This is a genomic window from Ferrimonas lipolytica (assembly GCF_012295575.1).
GTDB classification, from domain to species: Bacteria; Pseudomonadota; Gammaproteobacteria; order Enterobacterales; family Shewanellaceae; genus Ferrimonas; species Ferrimonas lipolytica.
Genome location: NZ_CP051180.1, coordinates 72,027 through 94,387, shown reverse-complemented (window position 1 = coordinate 94,387; position 22,361 = coordinate 72,027). Strand labels below are relative to the sequence as shown.

At 49.8% G+C, this 22,361-nt stretch carries 20 protein-coding genes; 7 read left to right on the top strand and 13 right to left on the bottom strand.

Translation table 11 applies throughout. From position 1 onward, the window contains the following. Positions 1-10 precede the first annotated feature (10 nt). The 6 genes from ispH to murJ form a co-directional block, all read right to left on the bottom strand. Positions 11-940, bottom strand: a complete 930-nt coding sequence (gene ispH, locus HER31_RS00415; RefSeq protein ID WP_168658762.1) for a 4-hydroxy-3-methylbut-2-enyl diphosphate reductase — start codon at positions 938-940, stop codon at positions 11-13. Beyond that, complete coding sequence (gene fkpB / locus HER31_RS00410) at positions 940-1,389, bottom strand: FKBP-type peptidyl-prolyl cis-trans isomerase (protein ID WP_168658761.1); 450 nt, start codon at positions 1,387-1,389, stop codon at positions 940-942. Before fkpB ends, ispH begins: the two co-directional genes overlap by 1 nt. Further along, positions 1,386-1,910 (bottom strand): signal peptidase II, encoded by a 525-nt coding sequence (lspA, locus tag HER31_RS00405; RefSeq protein WP_168658760.1) that lies wholly within the window; start codon positions 1,908-1,910, stop codon positions 1,386-1,388. The genes fkpB and lspA overlap by 4 nt, the downstream gene beginning before the upstream one ends. Continuing rightward, the gene (gene ileS, locus HER31_RS00400) at positions 1,903-4,707 is read right to left on the bottom strand and encodes an isoleucine--tRNA ligase (protein ID WP_168658759.1); all 2,805 of its coding nucleotides are present in this window, start codon (positions 4,705-4,707) and stop codon (positions 1,903-1,905) included. The genes lspA and ileS overlap by 8 nt, the downstream gene beginning before the upstream one ends. A gap of 23 nt (positions 4,708-4,730) precedes the next feature. Next, the gene (gene ribF / locus HER31_RS00395) at positions 4,731-5,672 is read right to left on the bottom strand and encodes a bifunctional riboflavin kinase/FAD synthetase (RefSeq protein WP_168658758.1); all 942 of its coding nucleotides are present in this window, start codon (positions 5,670-5,672) and stop codon (positions 4,731-4,733) included. 137 nt (positions 5,673-5,809) lie between these two features. Next, the gene (gene murJ, locus HER31_RS00390) at positions 5,810-7,363 is read right to left on the bottom strand and encodes a murein biosynthesis integral membrane protein MurJ (protein ID WP_168658757.1); all 1,554 of its coding nucleotides are present in this window, start codon (positions 7,361-7,363) and stop codon (positions 5,810-5,812) included. 270 nt (positions 7,364-7,633) lie between these two features. Here murJ and rpsT point away from each other — a divergent pair, with 270 nt between their 5' ends. Together rpsT and HER31_RS00380 are read left to right on the top strand one after the other, a co-directional pair. Further along, entirely contained in the window at positions 7,634-7,894 is a 261-nt protein-coding gene (rpsT, locus tag HER31_RS00385; protein ID WP_168658756.1) for a 30S ribosomal protein S20, read from the top strand. A gap of 160 nt (positions 7,895-8,054) precedes the next feature. After that, positions 8,055-9,446, top strand: coding sequence for a M20/M25/M40 family metallo-hydrolase (locus HER31_RS00380; protein ID WP_168658755.1), 1,392 nt, complete (start codon positions 8,055-8,057; stop codon positions 9,444-9,446). Positions 9,447-9,518: 72 nt separating this feature from the next. On the opposite strand, the gene yaaA is transcribed toward HER31_RS00380, so the two are convergent. Both yaaA and HER31_RS00370 read right to left on the bottom strand, forming a co-directional pair. Beyond that, complete coding sequence (gene yaaA / locus HER31_RS00375; protein ID WP_168658754.1) at positions 9,519-10,295, bottom strand: peroxide stress protein YaaA; 777 nt, start codon at positions 10,293-10,295, stop codon at positions 9,519-9,521. 109 nt (positions 10,296-10,404) lie between these two features. Continuing rightward, on the bottom strand, positions 10,405-11,838 hold the full coding sequence (locus tag HER31_RS00370) for an alanine/glycine:cation symporter family protein (protein WP_168658753.1): 1,434 nt from the start codon (positions 11,836-11,838) through the stop codon (positions 10,405-10,407). A gap of 596 nt (positions 11,839-12,434) precedes the next feature. On the opposite strand from HER31_RS00370, the gene tal reads away from it, so the two are divergent. The 5 genes from tal (at position 12,435) to HER31_RS00345 (ending at position 17,126) form a co-directional block, all read left to right on the top strand. Continuing rightward, entirely contained in the window at positions 12,435-13,391 is a 957-nt protein-coding gene (gene tal, locus HER31_RS00365; RefSeq protein ID WP_168658752.1) for a transaldolase, read from the top strand. A gap of 63 nt (positions 13,392-13,454) precedes the next feature. Then, positions 13,455-15,101 (top strand): glucose-6-phosphate isomerase, encoded by a 1,647-nt coding sequence (pgi, locus tag HER31_RS00360; protein ID WP_168658751.1) that lies wholly within the window; start codon positions 13,455-13,457, stop codon positions 15,099-15,101. A 103-nt stretch (positions 15,102-15,204) separates the two neighbouring features. Further along, positions 15,205-15,387, top strand: coding sequence for a DUF3545 family protein (locus tag HER31_RS00355; protein ID WP_168658750.1), 183 nt, complete (start codon positions 15,205-15,207; stop codon positions 15,385-15,387). A 355-nt stretch (positions 15,388-15,742) separates the two neighbouring features. Then, entirely contained in the window at positions 15,743-16,138 is a 396-nt protein-coding gene (locus HER31_RS00350; protein ID WP_168658749.1) for a (deoxy)nucleoside triphosphate pyrophosphohydrolase, read from the top strand. 88 nt (positions 16,139-16,226) lie between these two features. Beyond that, a complete protein-coding gene (locus HER31_RS00345) occupies positions 16,227-17,126 on the top strand; it encodes a 1,4-dihydroxy-2-naphthoyl-CoA synthase (RefSeq protein WP_168658748.1) in 900 nt (299 codons plus the stop codon). A 76-nt stretch (positions 17,127-17,202) separates the two neighbouring features. On the opposite strand, the gene HER31_RS00340 is transcribed toward HER31_RS00345, so the two are convergent. The 5 genes from HER31_RS00340 to HER31_RS00320 form a co-directional block, all read right to left on the bottom strand. Beyond that, positions 17,203-18,474 carry a winged helix-turn-helix domain-containing protein gene (locus HER31_RS00340; protein WP_168658747.1) on the bottom strand — a complete coding sequence of 424 codons (1,272 nt, stop codon included), beginning with the start codon at positions 18,472-18,474 and terminating at the stop codon, positions 17,203-17,205. A gap of 186 nt (positions 18,475-18,660) precedes the next feature. Beyond that, on the bottom strand, positions 18,661-19,470 hold the full coding sequence (locus HER31_RS00335) for an ABC transporter permease (protein ID WP_168658746.1): 810 nt from the start codon (positions 19,468-19,470) through the stop codon (positions 18,661-18,663). Further along, complete coding sequence (locus tag HER31_RS00330; RefSeq protein ID WP_168658745.1) at positions 19,467-20,363, bottom strand: ABC transporter ATP-binding protein; 897 nt, start codon at positions 20,361-20,363, stop codon at positions 19,467-19,469. Before HER31_RS00330 ends, HER31_RS00335 begins: the two co-directional genes overlap by 4 nt. A gap of 64 nt (positions 20,364-20,427) precedes the next feature. Further along, positions 20,428-21,768 carry a nitrous oxide reductase family maturation protein NosD gene (gene nosD / locus HER31_RS00325; protein ID WP_168658744.1) on the bottom strand — a complete coding sequence of 447 codons (1,341 nt, stop codon included), beginning with the start codon at positions 21,766-21,768 and terminating at the stop codon, positions 20,428-20,430. After that, on the bottom strand, positions 21,746-22,279 hold the full coding sequence (locus HER31_RS00320) for a nitrous oxide reductase accessory protein NosL (RefSeq protein WP_238786919.1): 534 nt from the start codon (positions 22,277-22,279) through the stop codon (positions 21,746-21,748). The genes nosD and HER31_RS00320 overlap by 23 nt, the downstream gene beginning before the upstream one ends. Positions 22,280-22,361 lie beyond the last annotated feature (82 nt).

Genomic DNA, 22,361 nt, shown 5'->3' with positions numbered 1-22,361 from the left:
CAGCGATAAGTTAGCGCAGTTCAGCAGGAACATGGAATACCACGTTCTCTTCGGCGCCACTGGCTTCCTCGACTGTAGCGGCCCCTAACTGTTTCAAGGCCGCCACAACCCCTTGAACCAATACCTCTGGGGCGGAGGCACCTGCAGTAACGCCGATGGTATCAATACCATCGAACCATTCTGGCTGAAGATCTTCGGCGCCATCAACTAGGTGTGCACGGCTACCAGATTTCTCTGCCAGCTCGCGCAAACGGTTCGAGTTGGAGGAGTTCTTAGAGCCCACAACCAAAACCAACTGGCTTTTCAATGCCAGCTCACGTACCGCATCTTGGCGGTTTTGAGTGGCGTAGCAGATATCATCTTTACGGGGTCCCTCAATCACGGGGAAGCGTTGTCGTAACGCATCAATCACCGCCGCGGTATCGTCCATTGAGAGCGTAGTCTGAGTAACGAAGGTAAGGTTGGTTTCATCTTTTACCTGCATGGCCGCCACGTCTTCTGGCGACTCAATCAGGTAGATGCCACCATCCGCGTTATCATACTGACCCATAGTGCCTTCGACTTCAGGGTGACCAGCATGGCCGATGAGCACACACTCAATCCCTTTACGGCTGGCACGGGTAACCTGCATATGAACCTTGGTTACCAACGGGCAAGTGGCATCAAACACCTTGAGGCCACGTTGCTTCGCTTCATCACGAACCGCCTGTGAAACACCATGGGCAGAAAAGATAACGATGCTGTTGTCTGGCACATCCACCAAGTGATCGATAAATACCGCACCGCGATTGCGCAGTCCTTCCACCACATAGCGGTTATGCACCACTTCGTGACGAACATAGATCGGCTTTTCAAACAACTCTAACGCACGCTCTACAATGGTGATCGCACGATCAACCCCAGCGCAGAACCCACGTGGATTAGCCATTACGACCTTCATTACGCCTCCTTGGCAACGACGTCCAGAATCTCTACATCAAATACAACCGTTTGGCCCGCCAGTGGGTGGTTGAAATCTACGGTCACTGAGTCACCAGCAACCTCACGGATAACACCTGGGTATTGGTTACCGTCCGGCGCATCAAACGCCATAATGGTGCCAACGGTCATATCGGCGTCTGCGGCAAACTGAGTGCGAGTCATATGTTGTAGGTTGTCTGGGTTGGATTGGCCAAAGGCCTGATCCGCTTCAAGGGTAAACTTCTTAGTGTCCCCTTTAGCTAACCCCAGTAACTCTTTTTCCATACCTGGGCTCAAACTGCCGTCACCTAAGGTTAGCCGAGCAGGTTGACCGTGAGCACGGGTGCTGTCAGCAACGCTGCCATCGGTTAGGCCAACATTGAAGTGCATAAATACATGGGAACCAGGCCCTACTACTAAGTTGCTCATTGAGCCTCCTTCGGCTGCTTAGGTTGCAGCAACGAATCCAAAATCATAAGTACCGCACCAATACAGATGGCGCTGTCGGCAATGTTAAACGCTGGCCAGTGCCAGTTACCGACGAAAAAATCGATAAAGTCGATCACATAACCGTAGGCGACCCGGTCAATCAGGTTACCGATGGCACCACTGATGATCAGTGCATAGCTGATGTTGATCATCTTGTTCTCTTTGCGCTCGGCGCGCAGCATGGCGATAAGCGCCACACTGACAATGGTGGCAAAGATAGCAAAGCCCCAACGCTGCCAGCCACCAGCATCCGCTAGGAAACTAAAGGCGGCACCTGGGTTATGAACATAGGTAAGGTTTACGTATGGAATAAATTCCAAGCGCACGCCGTAATCGAAATTAGCTGCTACCCATAACTTGGTGGCTTGGTCAGCCAGCAGTGAAATCACTGCCAGCCACAGCCAAGCGCAACCACTGCGCGTCCATTGCGCTGGGCGGTTAGCCCAAGCTTCCTTAAGCATAAGTGCGTGCTTCCCCTTCGCCATCAACGTTAGTTACACAGCGACCACATAGGGTTGGGTGTGCTTCAATGCTGCCTACGTCTTCACGATGGTGCCAGCAACGCTCACACTTCTGAGCTTCGCTCTTGGTCAGTTTCACCTTAAAGCCTTCTAGCTCGGTTGCTACTGCATCGGTAGCATCAGTCAAATCAGCGATAGTGACATTGGAGGTGATCAACGCAAAGCGCAGTTCGTCACCCAGCTTCTCCAGCAACGCTTTCAGTTCGCCATCGGCGTACAGGGTGACGTCTGCGCCCAGACGGTTTTTAATGCCATCTTTCTTAGCCGCTTCCAACGATTTGTTTAGTGCAGCTAACACGTCAACCAACTGCTGCCACTGGCTGTCGTCTAGCGCCGCGTTATCATCCATTGGCGCTAAGCCATCGAACCAGTCTTGGGTAAACACAAACTGGTCACGCTCACCAGGCAGCTGCGCCCAGATCTCGTCAGCGGTAAAGCTTAAAATAGGTGCCATCCAGCGCACCATCGCTTCTGAAATAAGGAACAAGGCACTCTGACAAGAGCGACGAGCAACACTGTCACCTTTGGTGGTGTACTGACGATCTTTAATGATGTCTAAGTAGAAGCTGCCTAACTCTACTGAACAGAAGTGCATCAGTTTTTGTGTAACCTGATGGAAGTTGTACTGATCGTAAGCAGTGATAATCTCTTGCTGCAGGCTATGAGCGCGACCCACAACCCAGCGATCCAAGGCCACCATATCTTCCAGAGCAACCATATCTGTGGCTGGATTAAAGCCATTCATGTTGGCCAGCAGGAAGCGCGAAGTATTACGGATTCGACGGTATGCATCAGCAGAACGTTTTAGGATCTCATCAGAAACGGTCATCTCACCGGCGTAGTCGGTTGAAGCAACCCATAGACGCAGGATATCGGCACCCAGCTTGTTAACTACATGCTGTGGGCTCATTACGTTACCGATAGACTTAGACATCTTACGACCCTTGCCATCTACGGTGAAACCGTGAGTTAGCACTTGGCGGTAAGGGGCTTTGTTCTTCATCGCAGTGGATGAAATCAGTGACGACATAAACCAGCCACGGTGCTGATCAGAACCTTCAAGGTACAAATCGGCTGGCTGACCTTTAAACTCTTCACGAGCATCAACCACACTGTGATGCGACACGCCAGAGTCGAACCATACGTCTAAGGTGTCTTGCACTTTGTCGTAGTTAGCCGCGTCGTCACCCAGTAGCTCAGCAGAATCAAGATCCCACCAAGCTTGAATGCCTTTCTCTTCCACCAGCTTCGCTACCTGCTCCATCAATTCGATGGTATTCGGGTGAAGTTCTTGGGTCTCTTTATGAGTAAACAGTGCGATTGGCACCCCCCAAGTACGTTGACGGGAGATACACCAGTCTGGACGGTTGGCAACCATGGTATCGATACGGGCTTGGCCCCAATCTGGTAACCATTGCACCTTCTCGATCTCTTCACGGGAACGCTGACGCAGGCCCGCTTGATCCATAGATATGAACCACTGCGGCGTAGCACGGAAGATGATTGGCGTCTTGTGGCGCCAGCAATGTGGGTAACTGTGACGGAATGCTTCAATGTGAAGCAATGCGTCGTTTTGTTTCAACACTTCGATCACTGAATCATTGGCTTTGAATACATGCTGACCAGCAAACAACTCGGTGTCTGGCAGGTAAACGCCATTGTTGCCAACGGGGTTAGCAACTTCCAAGCCGTACTTGTTACCAACGATGAAATCGTCTTGACCATGGCCTGGTGCGGTGTGTACACATCCGGTACCGGATTCGGTGGTTACGTGATCGCCCAGGATTGCAGGCACGGTGAAATCGTAGAATGGGTGTTGGAACAGCATCAGCTCCAATGCAGCACCTTGGCAGTAACCCAACTCTTTGAAGCTGTCGATACCGGCACGTTCCATCACGGACTTAACCAGATCAGCGGCGAGGATCAACCGTTCGCCATCCAGCTGCACCAAGGCATACTGAACTTCAGCGTGCAGTGAAATCGCACGGTTGGCTGGCAAGGTCCACGGAGTGGTAGTCCAGATAACAGCGCTGATTGGGCCAGTGCCCGCTGCGCCGTCAAATTTAGCCGCAACAGCCGCTTCGTCGGCAGCAACGAATTTCACATCGATGGCCGGAGAGGTCTTGTCTTCATACTCTACTTCAGCTTCAGCCAAAGCAGAGCCACAGTCCGTACACCAGTGCACAGGCTTAGCGCCTTTATGCAAGTGGCCATTATCGATGATTTTCGACAAAGAGCGGATGATGTTGGCTTCGGTACCGAAGTCCATGGTCAGGTATGGCTTATCCCACTCACCCAATACGCCCAAACGGATAAAATCAGCCTTCTGGCCATCAACCTGTTTAGCTGCGTATTCACGGCACTTCTCACGGAACTCTGCCGCAGTAACCTTATGGCCAGGCTTACCTACTTTACCTTCAACCTTCAGCTCAATCGGCAAGCCGTGACAATCCCAACCCGGAACGTATGGGGCGTCGAAACCAGCTAAGGTCTTAGACTTAATAATGATGTCTTTGAGGATCTTGTTGACTGAATGGCCGATATGAATATCGCCGTTCGCGTACGGAGGACCATCATGCAAAATAAATGGCTTGGCGCCCTGACGACTGGCACGAATCGCTTTGTACAGCGCCTTTTCGTCCCAGTTTTTCAACATTTCCGGTTCCCGATTGGCAAGGTTGCCACGCATTGGGAATTCAGTTTCCGGTAGGTTCAGAGTCGTTTTGTAATCAACCATTTAGGGCTTCACCATCAAGGAGTTCAAACTAAGTATTCAGGTGCAGACAAGCAGGCTTTGGCCTTGGCTACGTCTGCGCTAATTTGAGCTTTAAGTGCATCAAGTGACTCAAAGCGTTGTTCATCCCGCAGCCAGCTAACCAGCTGAACCTGCAGTTGCTGACCATAAATATCGCCAGCAAAATCGAATATATGTACTTCTAATCGACAAATATTGCCGCGCACCGTTGGTCGCGAACCAACATTGGCTACACCGAGTTTTCGCTCGCCGCTGGCTAATTGAACCGTTACCGCGTATACGCCACGAACCGGTACCACCTTGCGTTTCAGCGGAATGTTTGCCGTTGGGAAGTTTAAGGTGCGACCCAACTTGTCACCATGAGCTACTCGCCCGCTGATCCGATAAGGGTAACCCAACATCTGTTGTGCTGCGGCTAGATCGCCTTGCGCCAGTGCCTGTCGAATTAAGGTGCTGGAAATCCGCGCCTTAGCTAACAAACAGCTGGCCGTGTCTTGCACGGTAAAGCCATGTTGCTCGCCGGCTTGCTGCAGCATGGCATAGTTGCCTTGGCGCGCTTTACCAAAGCAAAAATCATCTCCCACTACTAAGTGGCGAACCCCAAGCTGATTAACCAACAACTGCTCGACAAACTGTTGGGGGTGATAATCAGCAAACTTCTGATTAAAACGAACACACAACACTCGCTCGACACCCAGCTGACTCAATCGGGTTAGCTTGTCTCGAAGCAAACTCAACCGAGCAGGTGCATTGTCGCCCGCGAAAAACTCTTGCGGCTGAGGATCGAATAACATCACCGTTGCCGGCACTTGGTGCAATTTGGCTACTTCGACTAAGCGAGCAATAACCGCAGCATGGCCTTGGTGGACACCATCGAAATTGCCAATGGTTAACACACAACCATGATGTTTTGGGGTGAGATTATAAATCCCGCGCACTAACTCCATAGGGGATAGTTTATCTTTTGCTATGAAAATCGCCGGATTATACCCCAGCTTAGGGGTAATACCAATGGAGTGCACAGCGGACAGTGGCGAAGTTTCGCCACTGTCACGTCATTCCTTTAACTGCACAGGTAAAACCGTTACGCCGTACGCAGGTGGCGCGGGCGGATCCCCATAACCAGTAACGATAAAACGTAGGTTGCCCCACCCAAGGCGATGTAGGTAAACAGCCACATAGCACGCTCGGCAAAGTCCCAAGCCAGCCATTGCGCTTCTGCTGGTGACGCATAGGCTACCGTCGCCGCCATAATGACCCCAGCAACCATCATTTTGGCTATCAAGCTAAGGCTATGGTGACTAACTTGATACACCTGTTGCTTAACCAAACCACGATAGAGTAAACCGGCATTTAAAGTAGCGGATGCCGCCGTAGCTAACGCTAAGCCAACATACCCAAATGGGATAGCCAGAATGATGTTAAAGCCCATATTGGCGACCATGGCGATAATACCGTAGCGCACCGGAGTTTTCGTATCTTGCCGAGCGTAGTAGCCCGGCGCTAACACCTTAACTAACATAAAGCTGAGCAAGCCGGAGGCATAGGCAAGCAAACTCATCGACGCCATTTGGCTGTGCTCAACGGTAAACTCACCACGCATAAACAACACCATTAACATCGGTTGAGCCAACACCATCAAGCCCAGCATCGCCGGAATGCCGACCAGTAAAACCGAACGCACACCCCAGTCCATCGTGCTGGCGAACTGACTCGGATCACCTTCAGCTTTATTTTGCGAGAGTGCCGGCAAGATAACCGTCGCGATAGCAATGCCAAACAGACCCAGCGGGAACTCCAGCAAACGATCAGAATAGTAGAGCCAACTGATGGAGCCGGTCATCAAGAAGCTAGCAATAATGGTATCGAACAGCAGGTTGATCTGACTTACTGAAACCCCAAACATCGCTGGGATCATCAAGGTGCGGATCTTAACTACCCCAGGATCGTTCCAACCCCAACGCGGGCGCACCAACATATTGCTACGGTAAAGAAATGGAATTTGAAACAGGAATTGGATTAAGCCACCGAGAAACACCCCCCACGCTAAGGCCAGTTCAGGTCGCGCCAATTGCGGAGCTAATAGCAGCGCACAACCGATAATGGCGACATTGAGAAACACCGGCGTAAAGGCTGCAACGGCAAACCGGCCTAAGGTATTAAGAATGGCGCCAGAGAGTGCCGTTAAGGTGATAAACCATAAATAGGGAAAAGTAATTTTGAGCATCAGCGACGCTAGCTCAAATTTTTCACCGCCTGGGGCATCATTAAGCCAATCGATAAACCAACCTGTACCAAACAGTGCTGCTAACACCGGTGAGCCAATCACCCCCAACAGCGTGACCACCGTAATAATGGTACCTAAGGTGCCACTAACCCGAGCCAACAACTGCTTCACTTCATCAGGACGATTATGGTAATAATCGGCTAATACCGGCACAAATGCCTGCGCAAATGCGCCTTCAGCAAACAACCGGCGCAGAAAGTTAGGGATTTTATTGGCGAGGAAAAACACGTCGGCGGCAGCCCCAGCGCCCATAAGGTTAGCTACCACGACATCGCGCACCAACCCCAACACTCGGGATACCAGCGTCATGCTGCTGACGATCAATCCTGACCGCATTAATTTTTTACTCAACGAAAGTACCCATTTGAACCGAAAAAGTGCTGAATTTATCTTCAATGACGTAATAGTCTGCAAAAAAAGTGTACGACTACTGTCACCGTGGCAGGAATGCTGCTAGAATTTCGCACCATCTTAAACCGTAGGGTTGTAGAAGGCCAAAATTGGTTTCTGGGCCAATATATTGGTGTCATTTTGCTCGTCGTCATTGACATTGGCGAATGAAATGCGTAAATTCGCGACCCTTGTAAGAATCCAGACCGCACCGTTTTTAGGAGTTCGCACTTGGCTAACATCAAGTCTGCTAAGAAGCGTGCCATCCAAGCAGAGAAGCGTCGTCAACACAACGCTTCTCGTCGCTCCATGATGCGCACCCTGACCAAAAAAGTAATTGCTGCTATCGCTTCTGGCGATAAAGCTGCTGCTACTGAAGCTTTTACTGCTGCCCAGCCTATCCTGGACCGCATGGCCACTAAAGGCCTGATCCACAAAAACAAAGCTGCTCGTGCTAAGAGCCGCTTGGCTGCTAAGATCAAAGCTCTGTAATAGAGTTTCGATTGCACAGAATTAAAAACCGACCCTTGGGTCGGTTTTTTTATGCCTGATTTCCACTATGTCATTCTCCGTTACATAAAGCCTTGAGCTGCAACAGCTTGCATTTGCTATGGTGTCCCTCTAAAGGAATTAACATCATTGCAGGGACATTATGCAACGCGCCATCCTCGCTTTTTCGCTTTTCAGCGCCAGTGCTTTGGCTAGCCCATTTTCGCCACAAACCATAGAAATAGCAGAACAACTACAACTACAAGCCATGGCCTCTGATGCGGCTTATCAAATCGTTGCGGATCTCACTACCGAGATCGGTCCGCGCTTACCAGGTACCGTTAACGACGCTCGGGCCGTCGCCTGGGCAAAGGCCCGATTCGAACAAATGGGGTTCGATAAGGTGTACCTCGAGCCGGTTGAAGTCCCTCATTGGGAACGTGGTGGCATTGCCGCTAAGGTAACTAGCCCCTTCCCGCAGCCGTTGCTGATTACCGCGTTAGGTAATTCGGTTAGTACCCCACCAGATGGTATTACCGCTGAAATCGTCCGGTTTGCTAATTTGGCGGAGCTGGAAGCGGCGGCAGCTAAAAGCCTCGATGGTAAATTAGCGTTTATCGACCATAAAATGGAACGCTCCCGCGATGGGCGCGGTTATGGCCCCGTCGTCACAGCCCGCAGTAAAGGTGCCTCTATCGCAGCCAGCAAAGGGGCGGTTGGACTGATGCTGCGCTCGGTAGGCACCGACAGTCACCGCTTTGCCCACACCGGGGTAATGCGTTACGCCGCTGGTATTGCCCAAGTTCCGGCGGTAACGCTATCGGCGCCAGATGCCGACCAACTTACGCGGATGCTACAACGGGATCCGCACGTGGAAGTAACCCTTAACGTAAAAAACCAAGCGTTTCCCCCTAAAACCTCATACAACGTCATCGGTGAGATTAGCGGCAGCAGCAAGGCCGATGAGATTGTATTGATTGGCGCCCACCTTGATTCATGGGATGAAGGTACCGGAGCACTCGATGATGGCGCAGGTGTGGGGATCGTTGTTGCTGCAGCTAAACAGATCATTGATGCCAATCTCACGCCTGAACGAACCATCCGGGTGGTGCTATTTGCCGCTGAAGAGATCGGTTTAGTGGGCGCCAAAGCCTATCGAGATGCCCACCAAGCGGAACTGAGTAACCACTACATCGCCGCAGAGGCCGACTTTGGCGCGGGTCCAATCTATAAGATTCACAGCCGCGTGGGAGAGCACGCCTTGGCTGACTTTGATGCCATGGCTAAGCAGCTAGAATCCCTAGGGGTAAAGCGCGGTAATAACAACAGCTGGGGGGGGCCAGATATGTCAGTACTGCCTCCACTTGGGGTACCTGTTGCTGGGCTCGCGCTAGACGGAACCGATTATTTTGATTATCACCATACCCCTGACGATACCCTCGATAAGGTGCCACCGGCGGCGATTCAACAATCGTCGGCCGTATACACCGTATTCACCTGGTTGATGGCTAACTCCGAAAGTAACTTCCGTCCAATTCCAATACCGACAAAGTAACCACTAACTAACCAATAAACCAAAACGCCACAGCAAATGCTGTGGCGTTTAGTGTTCGTTAAATAGAGGATACTAGTTCTGCTCTTCGCGCAGAAACACCATGCTCTCAGCGGTTGATTGCTCGGCACTGAAATAGTAGCCAGCGTAATCGAACGCCTCTAATTCCTTTGGTGTTTGCGGCTGTTTCTCAATCATAAAGCGGGTCATCAGGCCACGAGCCTTCTTGGCATAAAAACTAATGATCTTGTACTGGCCGTTCTTACAATCCTTAAATACTGGGGTTATCACTTTGGCTTCAAGTAGCTTCGGTTTAACCGATTTGAAGTATTCATTCGAAGCCAAGTTAATCAGCACTGCATCGCCCTGCTCTAGTATCGCCTCAGACAGCGCTTCAGTGATCTGGTTACCCCAGAACTGATAAAGATCCTTGCCACGAGTGTTCGCGACCTTCTTGCCCATCTCGAGTCGATAGGCCTGTATTAGATCCAAAGGCCTCAATAGCCCATATAAGCCCGATAGGATCCGTAGGTGCTGTTGGCCATATTGCAGTTGCTCTTCAGTTAATGAAGCGGCATCCAAGCCGGTATAAACATCACCATTAAAGGCCAATACCGCCGGTTTGGCGTTCGTTGGAGTAAACGGAGTGTGCCAATCAGCAAAGCGAGCGGCGTTTAACCCAGCTAACTTGTCAGAGAGCTTCATCAACGAGGCCAGATCAGTTGGGGTTAACTGCTTGCAGGTTGTCATTAACTCCTCAGCATCAGCCAACAACTGTGGTTGCGAAAAGCTGGCGACATGAGCCGGTGTATCAAAATCCAAGTTCTTCGCTGGGGAGATAACTGCCAACATAATCTGATTTCCTATCCATGCTTTATTATGGTGGCCAATATAACATTGGCCGAAACGAAAAAAACCACGTCAAGTGACGTGGTTTTTCGATTGGTATTATCGGCGAGGCTTAGTGCTTCTCGTCGTCAAACCAAGTATTACATACCAGCTGCTCTTTCAATCGAGCGATACGGTTAGGATCAAACTCAGGGGTCTTATCCGCCTTCAATTGATCTTCGTAATCTTTGATTACCGCATAAGCGACTTTAGACAGCAACACGATAGCAGCAATGTTAACCAGAGCCATCAAGCCCATGGATACATCTGCGAAGTTCCACACCATGCTTAGCGAAGCCATGGAGCCAACCATTACAATGGCCAGCACCAACAAACGGAAGATCAACAGCATTGGCTTGCTCTTAGTCAAGAACATGATGTTGCTTTCAGCGTAGCTGTAGTTAGCAATAATGGAGCTAAAGCAAAACAGAACAATAGCAAACGACAGGAAGTACTTAGCCCAATCGCCCAGCTCGTTGGTCAGAGCCAACTGCAACAAACCGATGCCCTTTTGACCTTCAGATGCATCAAGTACACCGGAAAGTAGGATAATGGCAGCAGAAGCGGTACAGATAACGATGGTATCAACAAAGACACCGATCATCTGGACAAAACCCTGAGAAGCAGGGTGATTTGGGTTTGGCGTTGCAGAAGCAGCAATGTTTGCTGCAGAACCCATGCCCGCCTCGTTAGAGAACAGACCACGAGCAACACCAGCCATGATTGCGCCTAATGCGCCACCAGCGGCTTGTTCAAAACCAAAGGCACTTTTGACAATCAGGGTCAAGGCAGCAGGAACTTCGGTAATGTTCATCACCAGTACAATTACCGCTAGCGCTAAGTAAGCGACTGCCATTACTGGAACGATCAGCTCAGATACCTTAGCTACCTTCTTCAGGCCACCCATGATTACATAAGCCGTAACCAGAGTAATTACCACACCAATGATGGCTTTATCGATGTCAAAAGCGTTATGCAGTGCATCAGTAATGGTGTTTGCTTGTACTGAGTTAAAAGCAAAACCAAAGGCGATGATAAGCAGCACGGAGAACAGTACGCCCATCCAACGTTTACCTAAGCCTTGCTCCATGTAGTAAGCCGGACCACCACGGTATTGGCCATCTTCACCGCGGACCTTGTATACCTGCGCCAAAGTGGACTCGACAAATGCAGTTGCCATACCAAGCATAGCAATCAACCACATCCAGAAGATTGCGCCAGGGCCACCGGCGGTGATAGCTACAGCAACACCAGCCATGTTGCCAGTACCTACCCGTGCCGCCATTGAGGTACAGAATACTTGGAATGATGAGATGCCATCAGTCTTGGTGCGACCTTGACGGACCAAGCGGACACCGTGACCAAACAGTCGAAACTGAATAAAACCGAGACGAATAGTAAATAGTAGACCTGCCGCAACCAGTACGTAGATCAGCAGCGAGCCCCAGAGCAGCCCATTGGCAAAACCGATGGCTGCGTTCAGAGCAGCAGAGATAGATTCAATCATATTTAGTTCTTCTTAAGGGCACCAATAGATCCACGACCAACAATAATAGTTGACGTGATATATGGTGACTAACAGTAAACTTCCCATCTTGAACGCAAACGGTTCAAGCTAGTTATCAGCTTTTTTATCGCTAATTTATTATGGTTTAAGGCGCTTATCGTACGCCCCTGCGCTAATAACGAGCGGCACATTAACACAGCCACTTCCGATTCGCAGGTGACGCGAGTCACAGCGAACCATCTTCGCTACAGCACGAAAACAAAAAACACACAAGAGCCTCACCTTTAGCTTGCACGGATAACCCTTTGGTATCATCAGCTAGCAAATTGAGAGTTACCTTTACATCCGTAAGTGATACTAGCTTGCGACAAGCGATCAGAACAACTTAACTATGAATAGAGTGAGCTAATCTTTGTGGTTTAATTTCACAAAAAATAATCGATATGGTCCCGTGAATGGCGCTTAGGTCGACAAATTTAAGACCATTGGTAATTAGTTTACGCAAGTGGTTGGCAAAGTAGTGTAAATCACCTTTAATGATCATTAAAACCCGATGTGGGCGCATGCCCCCTTATTGCAGTATGGAAATAAAGCCAATGGCAAACGCACTAGAGCAGTTAAAAGCATTCACTACCATTGTTGCTGATACCGGCGACATTGAAGCGATCCGTCGCTACATGCCAGAGGACGCGACGACCAACCCATCGCTTATCCTTAAGGCATCACAGATCCCTGAATACGATGCCCTGATTGAAGATGCCGTTAGCTACGCCAAGTCTCAAAGCAGCGATGCCGAAACCCAACTGGAAGACGCTGCTGACAAACTTGCAGTAAACATTGGCCTAGAGATCTTGAAACTGGTTCCGGGGCGCATCTCTACTGAAGTAGACGCACGCCTATCGTTCGATACTGAAGCCTCCGTTGCTAAAGCGCGTAAGCTGATGGCGATGTACAACGAAGCTGGTATCGGTCCAGAGCGCATCTTGATCAAATTGGCGTCAACCTGGGAAGGTATCCGTGCCGCTGAGCAGCTGGAGCAGGAAGGAATCAACTGTAACCTGACTCTGCTATTTAGCTTCGCCCAAGCTCGTGCCTGTGCGGAAGCGGACGTTTACCTGATCTCGCCATTCGTTGGCCGTATCCTTGATTGGTACAAAAAGAGCACTGGTAAAGAGTACAGCGCTGAAACCGATCCTGGCGTGGTATCAGTAGCCAGCATCTACCAGTACTACAAGCAACACGGTTACAACACCGTAGTAATGGGCGCCTCTTTCCGTAATACCGGTGAGATCTTAGCCCTAGCTGGTTGTGACCGCCTTACTATTGGTCCAAATCTATTAGCTGATCTTGAAGCCAGCGACGTTGCCGTTACCCGCGTACTAGAATACACCGGTGAGATCAGTGCTCGCCCGGCAGCAATGTCTGAAAATCAGTTCCGCTGGGAGATGAACCAAGACCCTATGGCAACCGAAAAATTGGCCGAGGGGATCCGTAACTTTGCCATCGATCAAAATAAGCTAGAAACTATGCTTATTAACCGTTTAGGTTTATAAAACTGAAATAACTATTATTTAGCCCGAGCCTTTGCTCGGGTTAATTGTCTGGGGAAGGGAATAATGACTACACTGACTCAACTTTCCACGTGGCAACAGCTGCAGCAGCAGCGCACCAGCTACGATAAATTCTCACTTCGTGCTAGCTTTACCGCCGATCCCGGCCGTGCTGCGCGAATGTCCATCAAAGCTGCCCAGCTTAAGCTCGATTTTTCAAAGAACCTATTAACCGATGACACGCTCACCACCTTGTGTCAGCTCGCTCGTGAAGCGGGTTTAGAACCGTTGCGTGATGCGATGTTTAATGGTGAAGCGATCAACAATACTGAAGGCCGTGCAGTGCTCCATACTGCCCTTCGTAACAGTCAACGCAGCCACATCGAAACCGAAACTGGCAGCAACGTGGTTCCAGAAATCAGCGCAACATTAGCGAAGATGAAACAGTTCGTTGCTGACGTTCACCAAGGTGTGCTCACGGGCTACAGCAACAAAGCCTTCACCGATATTATCGCCATCGGCATCGGCGGCTCCTTCCTTGGCCCTAAAGTCGCCACTGAAGCGTTGCGCCCATATGCTCAAGCTGGGATTAAACTGCACTTTGTCGCTAACGTTGATGGCACCTCATTGGCAGAGAAGCTCAAACGCATTGATCCCGAGACGACTTTAGTGGTGATGTCATCTAAATCGTTCTCAACCCAAGAGACCATCACCAATACCCAAAGTGCCCGCGATCACTTCATTGCTAACGGTGTTCCGATAGAGGCTATCGGCGATCATTTCGTGGCGATCAGCTCCAACGTTGCTGCTGCTGTTGAGTTTGGTATGAAGGCCGAAAATGTCTTCCCAATGTGGGACTGGGTAGGCGGACGCTACTCGCTATGGTCTGCCATTGGCCTACCAATCGCCTTAGCGGTTGGCTTTGACCACTTCGAACAGCTACTGCGTGGCGCCGAAGCGATGGATAAACACTTTTGTGAAGCACCACTAGAGCAAAATATGCCTGCAATTATGGGCTTATTATCGCTGTGGTACAGCAACTTCTTTGGTACCCAAAGCCAAGTGCTTTTGAGCTACGACCACTATTTGCGTGGCCTCCCCGCTTACGTACAACAGTTGGATATGGAAAGTAACGGCAAGAGCGTCGACAAAGAAGGTAACCCGATCGAGTATCACACCGGCCCCGTGATCTGGGGTGGTGAAGGCACCAATGGTCAGCATGCGTACCACCAGTTGTTGCACCAAGGCACTGGAATTATCCCAGCTGACTTCATTTTGCCGCTGCAAAGTCACAACCCGATTGCTGGTCACCATAATATGCTTGCGGCTAATTGCTTTGGTCAAACCCAAGCGTTGATGCAGGGCAAAACCTTAGCTGAGGCTAGAGCAGAGTTGGCGGGCCAAGGCTTGGCTGAGGAAGAGCTAGAACGGTTAGCACGCCATAAAGTCATGCCGGGTAATCGCCCCAGCAACACCCTATTGATGGATAAACTCACGCCGTTCACCTTGGGCTCGTTGATTGCACTTTATGAGCACCGCACCTTCGTTCAAGGGGCGCTTTGGGGCATCAACTCGTTCGATCAGTGGGGCGTTGAGCTAGGAAAGGCGTTAGGCAACGGCGTTTTGGCTGAGATAGAAGCTAAAACACAGCCAAATCAACTGGATGAGTCTACTAATTTGCTGGTTGCAGCCCTACGTCAAGGCCATATTTAAAACAAGTGAAAACACTGCCTTTTGTAGCGAATATGTTGCAACTGGTTTCCAGTCCATGATATATCCATATACGACTACAGGGCATAGTATGTAAGGGGAAGTTATGGAACGACTGGATTACGGATCGCCGGTAGGCAGTGTGGTAGAAAAACCAACCCGTTCACGCGGTGGAAAAAAGCGTAAATGGCGCGAGATTGAAGCAATTAAGGAACGTGCTCGTCTTCGCAAAGAGTTGGAAGATATCGATTTTTGCTTCGATCTAGAAGCAGAGCTACTGGAGGAGTAAATCCCCCCAAACATAAAAACACCTCGCTCGCCGAGGTGTTTTTTTATGCAAAAATAAAAATCAAAAAAAGACCCAGCAGCATAATAGAATTAGCTAACTGGGTTAAAAGCCAGCGAGATGACTGGTGTGCGGCATGTCCGAGCCGCGTATCTCTCCGGTGCTAAATTCACCTTCGCACGAGAGTTTAGCTCTCGCAAATTAAGTAATTACTCTAAACTGGTGTATTTCACCGACAAAACGATCATTGTCATTCTCTAGAGGTGATACCAAACACTTTTTAAGAAGATAATCTCGATAGGCCGAGCTTTATAAGAGAAACACTTTGTATGGCATCAATATTCAGAAAATATAACTAATGATTCTCAATGTGGTTGCGGCGGTTATGATCGCCGATGGTAAAATTTTTGTAGCCCAACGCCATCGTTCACACAGTCAAGGAGGTTTATGGGAATTTCCCGGAGGCAAAGTTGAGCCTGGTGAAACGGCAGAAATCGCTTTGGAACGTGAGTTACAGGAGGAGTTAAGCATCAACGTCACCGTGACTGAGTATCTTGCGACCTCAGTGCATCAATACCCCGATAAAACCGTTAAGCTACACGGATACCTATGCCAGTGGCACGGTGATCAAATTGAGTTAACCGGCAGCCATGAACAATACCGTTGGTTAGCACCGCAGCAGGTCGATAGAACTACCTTGGCACCAGCGGATCTGCCACTACTTGATGCCTTAATCAACATGCTAAATAGCTGATCTAAACCGCGAAAGTTAGTTGATGATTTGACCCTAGCGCAAACTCTCCCTAGCCTTTACTTCATCCCTTAGTGAAACGAATAAGATTATGACTAAACCAGTATCTGACATTTTTGACCCAACCCTATGGGATAAAGTCCCAGGGTTTGACTTTGAAGACATCACCTACCACCGTGCTAAAGATCAAGGCACCGTGCGTATCGCCTTTGACCGTGCGGACTGCCTTAACGCCTTTCGTCCTAAAACCGTGGATGAGCTGTATACTGCTTTGGATCACGCTCGCCAGTGGTCTGACGTAGGCTGTGTACTTATCACCGGTAATGGCCCGTCCCACAAAGGCCAGTGGTCATTCTCCTCCGGCGGCGATCAACGCATCCGTGGTAAAGATGGCTACAAGTACGAAGGAGAAGAAGGCACTGCCGACATTGCTCGTATGGGTCGCCTGCACATCCTAGAGGTACAGCGCCTCATTCGCTTTATGCCTAAGGTGGTTATTGCCGTAGTGCCCGGTTGGTCCGTTGGTGGCGGCCACAGCCTTCACGTAGTCTGCGATCTTACCCTCGCCTCTAAAGAGCACGCGGTATTCAAGCAGACAGATCCTGACGTCGCTTCATTTGATTCTGGCTACGGCAGCGCTTACCTCGCCAAGATGATTGGCCAGAAACGTGCTCGCGAGATCTTCTTCTGCGGCTTTAATTACTCCGCACAAGAAGCGTTTGAAATGGGTATGGTGAATAAGGTAGTTGAGCACGCCGAGCTAGAGAACGAAGCATTGCATTGGGCTAAAGAGATCAACTCAAAGTCACCAACCGCCATGCGTATGCTCAAGTACGGTTTCAACCTGCCGGACGATGGTTTGGTTGGGCAGCAGTTATTTGCCGGTGAAGCAACTCGTCTAGCCTATGGTACCGACGAAGCTCAAGAGGGTCGCGATGCCTTCCTAGAAAAACGCGCTAAGGACTTCTCTAAGTTCCCATGGCACTACTAGGCCTCCGGCTTTAGTAACAACAAAAAACGTCAGCCCTAGGGCTGACGTTTTTATTTGGCGCAGTATTAGTGCTAATTCACATCGCTAGCTTGGAGCGAGTCATCCATACCGACAGATCCCCCATCAGTGGCACCAACCATACCGCGGTATCGTCATCCTGATAGACTCGGTAGAAATACAACTCCTCATCAAAGATGCTTTGTTTGCGCAGCTTGCGATAGAAGTTTAGTGCCGCAGGGCTCACTGTTTCTGGTTCAGTTAGCTCTTTGGAGGTAAGCGTTACATGAAATACCTCAACGACCTCATCACCAATATGTTGCTCATATTGTTCGAAGCGCCCAGTCATCTTGTACTTAACCGGAGTGGTTTCACAGGTTTCGTCAGTCAAACAGGTAGATGAGAAGAATACCCCTCGGTTCTCCGCCTCATAGACGAACGACATACTAAAATCAGCCCGAACCAACAGTTGGTCGGCAACCGGGAAGTAAATATTAGTGTGGTAGTAATGCTCCAACACCTCACCGTGATAACCGTCGTTCGGCAACATCGGCATCCGGTTGTACTTAATCCGGTCTTCCATAACCTTTCGAGTGGTCAAAAACTTATCAAAGTTAAGCCCTGCTGGCTTATGTTCAGTGGCGGCAATGTTCAACAATTTCTTGCCTGAGCAATAACCCTCAACGTAATCGGGACAGATCCCAATCGAGTAGTTGTTGCCATCGGAACTAGCGAAAGCACCAAAACGTCGGAATAGATCCGCATGATTGTGCTCTGGGGCCAAATGCTTCTGCCACATGTTGGCTTCAACATTGATATTATCGCCACGATAAAACAGCTTGGCATCACCCCGAATGCCACCGACATTTAGGGTAACTTTGCTGTCACTTTGCCACTGCAAACGCTCCTGTAGCATGTGGTGATAATCACTCATGTACCAGACAAAAATGATCACCGACAGCAACACCACCATAAAGGAGCCCAACATAGTATTGGTGCGTGGAGATTTGGCCTCCTCCGGCGCTTTCTCTGGCTCTACTGGTGCAACCACGGGACGCTCAATATGTAATTGATAGCCGCGACGAGGCAGAGTTTTTAATTGCAATTGGGGATAAGGCTCAAGCTTCTTTCGCAGGGTACTAATGCATTGCGTCAACGAAGTAGCTGCAACCACTCGTTCTGGCCAGCCAACCTGAAGCAGATCCTCTTTCGAGATGATCTCTCCTTCCGATTCGGCAAGGCATGCTAATACCTTAGTTTCGGCAAATGTTAAGCTGATCTCTTCACCACTGTTGCTGTCGCGCAGCAATTTAGCTTGTTGATCTAACACAGCATCAGGGGTCAGCTTCACCTAAGTTCTCCCAAAACTCACGTGCACAAAACACGTTTTAAAGCAGTATGTATCCAAAAATTATCCCTAATTGGGCCAGATCTTTCCGTGATCATCGGCGCACTTAACTACCGAGCTATACCGCCGAGTAAGCAAAAATGATCAAAGATCCCATTATCATCGATCATTCTGTTGTTTTTTCCATTGTTACTTAGTTGCCAATTGCTTAGCAGCCGCAAAGCCCAATAAAAACAGCCATGAGAACAACGCGGTAGTGGCGATTCCCCAATGAAGGTCCACATCAGCAAACAACGACAATGCCCCTGTTACCGACTCCGACTGCTGGGCGAGTAGGGTTGTTAATCGGAACAGGTCAACGGGATTAAACCATACCATATAACCGACGACGCCAGCGAAGCCCGCATCCGCAACTAACAGAGCTAACAGAGCCAGATCCCACAGCAAAACTAAGGTCACCCAAATTCCAAATAACTGAGCCAGTGCCCGCCCTTTGCTTATCGCACGGCAGCTCAACCACAGCGCTAATGCCATAAATACCAAACCGAGTAACAAGCTGTTAAAACCGAGTTGGACAAAACCTAGCGCAACGGCTTCGACATCAACGTTATAGGGCAGTAGCGACAGCGCACTAATGCAAAACGTCAGGGACAACGTTAATCCTAAAATCGCCCCATGGCCGACGAACTTTCCCAACAGCAGTTGGTTTCGCGATAACGGGTAGCTTAACAACAACAGTAGCGTGCCTTGTTCCTGCTCACCAACAATGGCGTCGTAACTGATCAAAATAGCGATCAGCGGCACCATTACCGCCATCAAAGTACTCAACGACAGCAGCATCTGCTCCAGTGGCACCAATTCGCTGCTGCCCTGCCCAGCTCCGCCAAAATGGCAGATCAACAACGATAGTGCCGTCAGCAGTATGGTTAACAACAGCAGCCAGCGGCTACGCACCCCATCGCGGAACTCTTTCCCAGCAACAGTTGTAGTCATACTCATTGGCTCAGCTCCTGTTGTTGGCAGTGGTGATAAATCTCACCAAGGCCAACGGTAGCAATAGAAAAGTCACTGCAACCACAATGATTACAGAGGTGCTGTACCAGTTCAGCCTGTTCGCTTGGGGCGAAATGAATCGCATGTTCGTTCCGATCGTACTGCCTGATGTACGGATCACTACCCAGCAACGGCGGCAAGCTGTCAGGCAACTGTAGTTTGCTCCGCAACCCGCTGCGTTGTTGCAGTTCAACTAGAGTACCTAAGCCTCGGTTTTGGCCTTTGGCTAAGATCAATGCTCGATCTAGGTGTGGCTCAATCAGCGTTAATTCGTGGGTACAGATGATCACCGCCGTGCCCTGCTGCCGCAGATCTGCGATCTGCTGATAGAAGGCCATCGAAGCACTGGGATCAAGCCCTACCGTTGGTTCATCCAACAGCAGCAGCTTCGGTTTAGTTAGCAACGCTTGGGCTAACCCTAACCGTTGTTTCATCCCCTTGGAATAGGTCGCGACACGTTGATGAGCCGCCGCCGCTAAACCCTGTTGCTGTAGAAGCGCGTCAACTCGTTCATCATTGCAACCACGTAGTTTGGCAAAGTACTGCAGTACTTCGAACCCACTGAGGTTATCGTACAAATTGACCTGTTCGGGCAGATAGCCCATCGACAACTCTCCACGATGAGCCTTATCGGCGGGATCCTTGCCCAACACCCGTACTTGTCCCTCATCTGGAACAACCAACCCTAAAATCTGTTTTATCAGTGTGGTTTTACCCGCACCGTTGTGGCCCAGCAACGCCAACAACTCGCCTTCCGCTAGGGAAAAGCTAAGCCCTCGTAGCGCCCACTGTTCACTGAAGTGTTTCCCCAGTTGGGTCACTTCAACTACGTTTGTCATCTATACCCGTTCCAATAAGTCAGCGCATTATCACAGCGCTGGAGACTCTGCCCCAAGTTAGGCATTAGATGTCGTTACCGCCGGTTCTCCCAGCAGATGTAAGTAATGGGTTGATGGGGTTGCTATCGCGCTGCACCATCAACGGAAATGGATCGTAAACCCCTGTCGGCGCGGGCTTGCTTAATTGACTATCAAGCCAACGCAGCAGCGCTACTACCGGGCTGTCCATTAAGAAGCGTGCTTCTGGATAGATCCAAAAGAGACGATCGAGTGCGTCATTAGGAACAAAGGCCTGATCGCTGATGCCATCGCGGTTTAGATCCCAACCTTGGTGATTATCCCAATAGTTGCCTTCGCCTTGGTAACTCCAGTTCACTGCACCGCTGCCTACGTATTTCACCTGTTGTTGGTTACCCAAAAACTGATTACCGTAGATCAGGTTACCTTCACCGCCCAGTGCCATCGAAATACCGATCTCAGAGCCGATAAAACGATTGTGGTGCACCGAATTATCACGAGCTCCGTAGATAAACACCCCTTTGCCTTCGCCATCAAACATCTCTTTTGCGCGGGGGTTAATCACCGCTTCTACGGTATTATTTAGTACCTCACAGGCGGTCGACATGTTCAACAATATGCCAAACTCGCGGGCGCCACTGACTTGATTGTCATCAAGCTCAATGTTTTCCGAGCTCATTAAGGCGTAGCCACCATCACTGTCATCGGAGCGATTACCATTAAGCGTGGCGTTGTCAAAGTACATAAAATGGACTGGGTACTGACTAAAACGCACCACATTGTCATCAATGCGGGCACCTTTGCCTGTTTCGAGGTAGATTGCGTCTCGCACCGAATCGATTTGATTAGCCTCAACCACGATATCATTCACTTGCTTAAGATGAATGCCATCGCCACGCATGATGACCGGCACGGCCACATCGCCGTGGATAGTATTGCCACTGATATTGATGCCGTTGCTATCGTCGACACGAATACCAAAACCGGGACCGCTGAGTAGATTGTTGCGCAGAGTAATATTGCTCTGCCCTGCCTCGATTAAAATGCCAGCGTCTTTGTTATAGAGATCGCCGCCGTAATTGCGTACAGATATCCCACTCACTGCAACGTCACTGGCATTAATAATGAGCCCAGAACCTATCCCTTGAGCATCAAAAACCGCATCACCAGTACCAACTAGGCGAACCGCAGTAGCTATCTCCACTCCACCTTGATACAGCCCAGGCGCCAACGTCAGTACATCTTTGGCTTTTGCTTTAGCTAACGCCGCTGCAAGGCTAGCGTCATCGTTAACCAGCCAGGTCGCGGCGATCACGCCATTGCTGCCCAGCAATAACGCCAGTAACAACGCCAGCCGATACACCTTAGTGTTTATGATGATGACCACCACCCATAGCGCCCTTTTCCAGCAGGTCTAAGGTGATTTCTTTAAAGCTGTAAAGCTTGCCACCAAACATAGCAATATGTTCTTCAGCCGCTTCTTTGGATGAGAAAGGTACAACAGCAGGACCCATTACCGCTTTGGCGGTAGTGCCGTATACATACACTGCACTGGAGGCATCAATAAACGCCTTATCATCCGGCTTGCTCCACTCGGTCTTACCCATATCGTGAACATGCATGGTTTCGATTTGGCGTTGGTTCTGTGGCTGCAGCGCGAACTGGAACATGTCGCGGCTAGAGCAGAACGCTAAGGTTTCATCTTGGCCATTAATGGTGATCACGCCCTTCGGTCCAGGGTACTTAGTAATCATCATGCCGCACTGGTGGCAACGGCGCGAATCGTCGATGCTAAGGTCAACAGTTTTTACTGGTTTATCAGACGATTCAGCTGAGTTACACGCGCTTAAACCAAACAGCGCAATAACCGTCAAAATCGGCAGAAAAATCTTTTTAATCATAGGGAGCGGCTCTTTTCTTAATCGTTGTATAACAATAAAGCCTGCAGAGCAGGCTTTAATTTAAATCAATCACACTTTA